The organism is Streptomyces sp. NPDC029956 (genome assembly GCF_055574655.1).
In genome coordinates, this window is record NZ_JBVHZJ010000053.1 from 21,774 (window position 1) to 27,773 (window position 6,000).

Consider the following 6,000-nt stretch of genomic DNA (forward strand, 5'->3'; position numbering starts at 1 on the left):
AAACGGGGGTGCCTGACCACTCCGATCAACTGGTCGACTCGGCCCGTCCAGAGCTCCGGGTCGGGGGCGTGGCCGGCCTGCTCGAAGAGGGCCATGGTGTGGGTGACGACGTCCGGGTCGCGGCGGGCCGCTTCCGGCCACTCGGGGTAGTCGTGGACGGTGCGGCCGAAGCGGCTGCACCAGGTGGCGTACAGGAGACCGTCGGGAAGAACGACGCAGCCTGCACGAACTTGAGGGCCTCGACACCGACACGGCCGGCCGTGTCGGTGTCCCCGTCAGCGTTGATCGCCGATGATGCGTGTACCCGCCCCCACAGGGGCGGGAATCCTCCTTGACCGGAGCACGGTAGACAGACGTCAACCATAGTCAGACCTGTTGGATCCAATAGGTCTGACTATGGCTGACGTCAGCGTCAGATGAGGCCGGTGGCGGAGTTATCGTCCCAGTCGTCGCGCTGCATGTAGCCGAGCATCGAGCGGGAATGACGGGCCCAGCCGCCTTGGTCGGCGATAGCGATGCCGTCTTTGCCGTTTTTCCGCCCGCTGGAGGCGAGTCCGATGCGCAGGGAGTGCCCAGTCCAGGCGACGGGTACCCCGGCACGGGCGGAGATCCGTTTGATGGCGCGGGTGACGGAGTCCGACCCGAGGCCGCCGGTAACTTGGCCCCACTGGTTGATCCCGACGAAGGCCGGCGTCGACGGGCTTGCCCACTGTTCGCCGTGTTCGGCGAACAGGCGAGCGCGGTAGGCGGTGTAGGCGCCGACTGGGCAGATCTCGGGGTCGTCGGCGTAGGCGATCTTCGCGTTGCGTACCGAATGCTTGGTCTTGCCGGTGAGCACGGCGACGACCAGGCCGCGCGTGTGCAGGGTGATGTCGCCGACGAGGAGTCCGGCGGGGTCCTGGGAGCGGCTGGCGTAGTGGAAGCCGGTGAGGACCAGGGCCTTGTCGCGGGCGCCGGCAAGGCTGTCGGGGCAGGAGCGGGCGATGGCGTACAGCCCGATGATGTCGGCCCCGACCGCTTGGCCGCGGCCGCGCCGCTCCCCCGTCTGGAGCAGCTGCACTGTCAGACCCTCGAGCGCTTTACGGGCTGCGGCTTGGTCGTCGCCAGAGACTGCGGCGCCACGCTGGCGCAGGCCGACCACGATGGCGGCGAGGTGGGTGGAGGCAGAGCTGGGGGCATAGCCGCTCCCGTTGTGCTGGCCCGCGCGCAGCATCCAGGCGACGAACGCGACGAGGGCACCGCGCGAGCCCTCGCCCTCGGGCAGGCCAGCGGACTCACAGAACCGGGCCCACACCCGCCAGGACTTGGCGTAGGTGTCGATGGTGTTGTCCGGGATGATCTTGGCGGCGACCGCGTCGGCGAGGTCCTCGTCCTCGGCAAGGCTCCGGGCGGCCTCTACGCCATGCCGCGTGGCCCACCGCTCGAACAGGATCTCCCGCTCACCCTTCGGATCGGCGGGCGGCACCGCGCCCAGCGTCACAGGTTCCTGGCCGCGATCCAGGTTCACTGGTCGTCACCCCCCTTGTCCTCAACGCGGATGAGCCGGACTATCACGGCTTCTAGTTGACGTGTCGACTCGTCCTTGGCGAGGGAGAGCTCGGCCCGCAGGGTTTCCAGCTGACGTTCCGACTCTTCGAGCACGGCCTGCATGGCCACGAGTCTGGCCTCGAGTTCGCTTGCCTGGCGCTGCGCCTCGTGCGCGGCGGCCTGTGCGGCATCTGCCTGCTGGCGGAGCGCGCGAAGTCCCGTGACGACCAAGGCGGACGAGATGGAGCCGTCGCGGGCCAGGACCAGCTCCTTGGACGGCCCAAACGATGCAGCGCCCTCCGACTCCGGTGCGGCACTGTGTCCCGGATCAGGGATGGCCGACGCCGGAGTCTCGTCGACCCTGTCCACCGACGAGTCGGGAGATGAGCCCGTGACGCTGCGCTGGGCGGCCACCTCATCGTCCCGGAGTGCCAGGAGAGCTTCCGTCTGAAGCGACCCTCGCTCATCTTCGCGCCACCTTGCCAGGGCCGCAGAATTGAGAGAGCTGCCTGAACCGCTGCGCAGTGCCGCCGCAGCCGTCTCGTCGGCCCGGCGTGACTGCACGGCAGCGTCGGCCCTCCGCCACAACTCAACCCATCTGTTCGGGTCCTCATAGCGCCTCGCCTGCCTGGAAAGAAGGTCGACGATCATCAGAAGGCTCTCGAGATTGGGCAGCCTCTTGCCGCTGAAGACGTGATAGAGCGTCGACCTCCCCATCTGAAGACGACTGGCAATGCGGTCCAGTGTCGGCTGGTCTGCCTGCCGCCGCAGGTCTCGCAAGTGGCGCACCAGCTCGACGAGTTCCTCAGGCCCGTCGTCGGGGAGCGCGCTCATAGGTCGTCCGACCATCCGTCGTGTCACCGCCTCTCACCTGGGCATTCGCGTTGTCTCTGAATTGTCTCTACGATTCGAGAGAATCGGGCGCAGTGCCGGTCCGACACGGCGTCATCCTTCACCTCTGCGGGGGAGTTCACATGCTTATCGCCGCCGGCTCCGCCCAGACCCCCTACGTGCTGATTGCGCTCCTGGTGGGCCTGGTCGCGGGCGGTCTGGTGTTCCACATCTCCACCCGGCCACCGCTCAACATGGCCCTTGGCCCGGCGTTCCTCTCCGGCGGCGCTGCCGCCGGGGTGGTGATACCACTCGCCCTCCAGGTTCTGGAGCAGCTGGGTCTGCTCACCTAACCAGGGCGCGACCTTCCCGCGGGGCGCCGGACCGAAAGGTCCCGCGTCCCACTGTTTCGTCGCGGCCATCCTTCCCCCTGCTTCGCCGATGGATCGTCACGCCTCGTTCTATCGCGTCGGATAAGGAGAGCTTATCCGACGTGATTACCCATCCGGCTACCGTTCCGCCATGACGACCACACCCCGCCCGCGCTTCTCCGTCCGCGCCGGCCTCGCCGACCCCGAGTTCGATGGACCGTTCGAGGGGGTGCCCCATCACCTCACGGGCCCGCTGCAGAAGTGGGTGGAGGATGCGCTCTTCGTCGGGGGCGGCCGATACAACGAAGCCACCGCACAGCTTCTGTGCGTGCGGCTGCGGATCCCCGTCCTGAGCGAACGCGCTGGATTGTTCCCCTACACGAAGACCCTCACGAGCCGTACGGGGGACGACCTGCTCGACATCGTTGACGCGCTGCTCGGTTACTGGTTCGAGATCGAGGTTGACGGATCGATCGGGACCCTCAACCGGCTGCTCGACAACGGCGGATCCGCATACCGGGTAACGGACATGGAGGACGGCCTGGAGGAGCGCGTCACCCCGGCCGCGAGGGATGCGGTGAGGCAGGCCATCACCGAAGCTGCAGACCAGCAGAACGCCGGCTCCGCGTCCGACCACCTCGAAGTGGCATGGAAGGCCGCGTACGGGCGCGGTCCGGATGCGGTGCGGGCGTACAGCGAGTCCATCAAGGCCGTCGAGGCCGCGGCGCACGCCGTCATCCAGCCGAACAACGCCAAGGCCACGCTCGGCACCATGCTTGGCGAGATCAAGAACGCCCGGCACAAGTTCGTCGCCGCGATCCCTTCGACCGGCGGCGATGCGATCGCCCCGGCGGAAGCGATGATGCGCGCTCTGTGGGACGGCCAGACGTCGCGGCACGGTGGCCAGACGCCCACGTCGCCCGAGACGCTGGAGTCGGCCCGGGCCGGCGTGCACCTCGCCGCCGCACTCGTGCAGTGGTTCGTCTCAGGAGCCGTCATCCGCACCCCCTGAGCCGTACAATGAGCCCTGGACGCAGGGGAATCCGGCGTGAATCCGGAACTGTCCCGCAACGGTGTGCGCCTTGAAGGCGTGAGTCCGAGGACCTGCCCATCCAGAACGTGCCCGAGCGTGTCCGCGCGCCCGTGCCCTTCTGGGAGGGCTTCGGGATATCGGCTCGAAGCCCGATCCGTATCGGATCGGGCTTTCTTACTGTCGGCCTCCAGGTCTCTCCAACGAAGGGGCGAGGTCTGCGCGAGCGCGCAGACGAGTTGCCGCCGCACCGGCGGAGACAGCCCAGGAGGACTTCGTGACCATTCAGATCGCGCCGCTGGCGGCCCTGCTCCTTGTGATGGGCATCAGCGTCGGCATCACGGTCTTCATGTACACCGCGCGCGCTCAAGGAGCTGGCGGTCGCGGCGACCTGGGGACGGCGATCGCCTCGGGGGCGGCCGTAGCAATGCTGCTGGCAGCCCTGTTCGCCCCCGGGTTCGGCGAGCCCCCGGCGACCCCCGCGACGTCGACGAATACCCCCCGAGCGGTCACGCCTGCCCACTAGCCGACGAGCCGGTGCGGCATGGGTCGGTTACCGACAACCGGCGTACGCCTCAGCTGCTGTCCGGCACGGTCACCCTCGTACGCGGCGCGAGGACGCCAGACCACGAGGTTGGCCGAAAATGCTGCACAAGGAAGGTTGGTGACGATGTATAAGAGAGCATAGGGAGTGTTGCACAAGGAGTGCAGCGCCCAGCATAGATTGAGGAGTACGCCGTGACTGTCCATCTGTATCCGCTCGCGAACGGGCTGAGCACCGACCACCCGGTGCCCGGGCTGCCGTTCGTCGATGACTCGCACATCCCGCTCGACGAGGGCCCCGAGGCCATCGAGGCCGTGGGCCGCAATAAGGGAGAGGGGATGTGGGGCCGTTTCGACCTCCACCGTGCTTCCGGCGGCTGGCGGGCCTTCACCACCGACCCGCTCGACAACTCGCTCGGCTGGTCGGTGCGCTACCACCCCGAGCACGGCCGGACCGTCCTGCTGATGAAGGACGACGACACCTCCACCCTGCACAGCACCTGGGACGGCGAGCAGCTGTTCTACCGGGCCGGCGGCTACTGGTTCGACGGCGCCGCCTGGTACCGGCCCGGACAGGTCTGGGACCCCGTCGAGCAGGACTACGAGAAGCGCCAGGCGCGCGCCGCGGTCACCGTCAGCGCCGCCGACATGCTCGACCGCCGCGCCGACGCGGCCCGGGCCGCCGTGCTCGACGTCGCCGCCATCGACGCCGAGGCGCCGGCACCGGTGGTGGCGAACTGGGGCGACCACCTGGCGCTGTGGGCCGCCCACCAGGCCGAGCGCGATGGCGCGCTGCCGCTGGAGAAGTGCGTGGTCGACCTCGCCACCCCGGAGCTGAGCGGCGCCCAGCTGATCGGCGTGCCGGAGATGGCCGAGCTCGGCGGCATCACCGCCTCGACGCTGCGGGCCTACATCTCGCGCGGCAACAGCGAGGTGCCCCAGCCGCAGGCCCAGGTCGGCGGCCGTGACCAGTGGGCCCGGGCCGTGGCCGACGACTGGGTCGAGGCCCGCCGGCGCTCCTACGAGGGCGTCCGGGCCGTGATGTCGGCCGGTGACCTCTACCAGCTCTCCCGCGGGGCGGCGGAGGTCCGTGACCACTTCGCCGATGACTTCCAGAACACCCTGTGGGGAAGGCCGGACGTGCGCAAGCGGTGGATCCTGCGCGCCCGCAACGAGGACTCCGTCCGGGAGATCGCCGACGCGCTGGCCTGGAACGTCGCCAGCAGCCTGGACCGCGTCCTGCCCACCCACGTCCTCGGCCACACCGTCGAGAGCGCCGTGCTGCACGACTTCGCCGACGCCATCGACCTGGACCGCGAGGTGCGGGCCCGGCCGAAGAAGGCGAGGGCGAAGGAGTGGCTGCACCTGTACCTCTCGCGGCCGATCGCGGAGATGCTCGTCTGGTTCATCCGCCACCACCCCGAGTCCGCCCACCACTACATCGGCGAGATCACCCGCGAAGCCCACACCCGCTGGGAGATCCCGGCGAAGGACACCCTCTACACGCTGCGCCAGTATGCGGTCGTGGAAGGCCGACTTAGCGCGGAGGAGGCGGACGCCTTCTTCGACCTGCTCACCCCGCCGGAGAACAACGACTGAACGGCCAGTCCCGACGGGCGGGGCCCGGAGCCAGGACCAGTGGCTCCGGGTCCCGCCCTTGCCTGTCGCCGGGTGGGGCGTGCCTTTGCCCGAGCGCGG

6 protein-coding genes and 1 riboswitch are annotated in these 6,000 nt (G+C 69.0%); of the genes, 4 read left to right on the forward strand and 2 right to left on the reverse strand.

Annotated elements, in window-relative coordinates:
• Window positions 1-412 precede the first annotated feature (412 nt).
• Together ACZ4XX_RS31440 and ACZ4XX_RS31445 are read right to left on the reverse strand one after the other, a co-directional pair.
• Window positions 413-1,507 carry a site-specific integrase gene (locus ACZ4XX_RS31440; RefSeq protein WP_468511262.1) on the reverse strand — a complete coding sequence of 365 codons (1,095 nt, stop codon included), beginning with the start codon at window positions 1,505-1,507 and terminating at the stop codon, window positions 413-415.
• A complete protein-coding gene (locus ACZ4XX_RS31445) occupies window positions 1,504-2,361 on the reverse strand; it encodes a helix-turn-helix domain-containing protein (RefSeq protein WP_468511263.1) in 858 nt (285 codons plus the stop codon). Before ACZ4XX_RS31445 ends, ACZ4XX_RS31440 begins: the two co-directional genes overlap by 4 nt.
• 140 nt (window positions 2,362-2,501) lie before the next feature.
• Here ACZ4XX_RS31445 and ACZ4XX_RS31450 point away from each other — a divergent pair, with 140 nt between their 5' ends.
• From ACZ4XX_RS31450 to ACZ4XX_RS31465, 4 genes are all read left to right on the forward strand, one after another.
• Window positions 2,502-2,711: a hypothetical protein gene (locus ACZ4XX_RS31450; RefSeq protein ID WP_468511264.1), complete on the forward strand. Its 210-nt coding sequence runs from the start codon at window positions 2,502-2,504 to the stop codon at window positions 2,709-2,711.
• A 169-nt stretch (window positions 2,712-2,880) separates the two neighbouring features.
• Complete coding sequence (locus ACZ4XX_RS31455) at window positions 2,881-3,741, forward strand: hypothetical protein (RefSeq protein WP_468511265.1); 861 nt, start codon at window positions 2,881-2,883, stop codon at window positions 3,739-3,741.
• A riboswitch (cobalamin riboswitch) is annotated at window positions 3,723-3,855 on the forward strand. It overlaps the preceding gene by 19 nt.
• A gap of 181 nt (window positions 3,856-4,036) precedes the next feature.
• Window positions 4,037-4,285 carry a hypothetical protein gene (locus tag ACZ4XX_RS31460; RefSeq protein WP_468511266.1) on the forward strand — a complete coding sequence of 83 codons (249 nt, stop codon included), beginning with the start codon at window positions 4,037-4,039 and terminating at the stop codon, window positions 4,283-4,285.
• Window positions 4,286-4,497: 212 nt separating this feature from the next.
• Window positions 4,498-5,901: a hypothetical protein gene (locus tag ACZ4XX_RS31465; protein ID WP_468511267.1), complete on the forward strand. Its 1,404-nt coding sequence runs from the start codon at window positions 4,498-4,500 to the stop codon at window positions 5,899-5,901.
• Window positions 5,902-6,000: the final 99 nt, after the last annotated feature.

Bases quoted from the DNA above. Each gene is read 5' to 3' on its own strand.
- ACZ4XX_RS31445 (WP_468511263.1), bottom strand. From the start codon at position 2,361: ATGAGCGCGCTCCCCGACGACGGGCCTGAGGAACTCGTCGAGCTGGTG.
- ACZ4XX_RS31450 (WP_468511264.1), top strand. From the start codon at position 2,502: ATGCTTATCGCCGCCGGCTCCGCCCAGACCCCCTACGTGCTGATTGCG.
- ACZ4XX_RS31455 (WP_468511265.1), top strand. From the start codon at position 2,881: ATGACGACCACACCCCGCCCGCGCTTCTCCGTCCGCGCCGGCCTCGCC.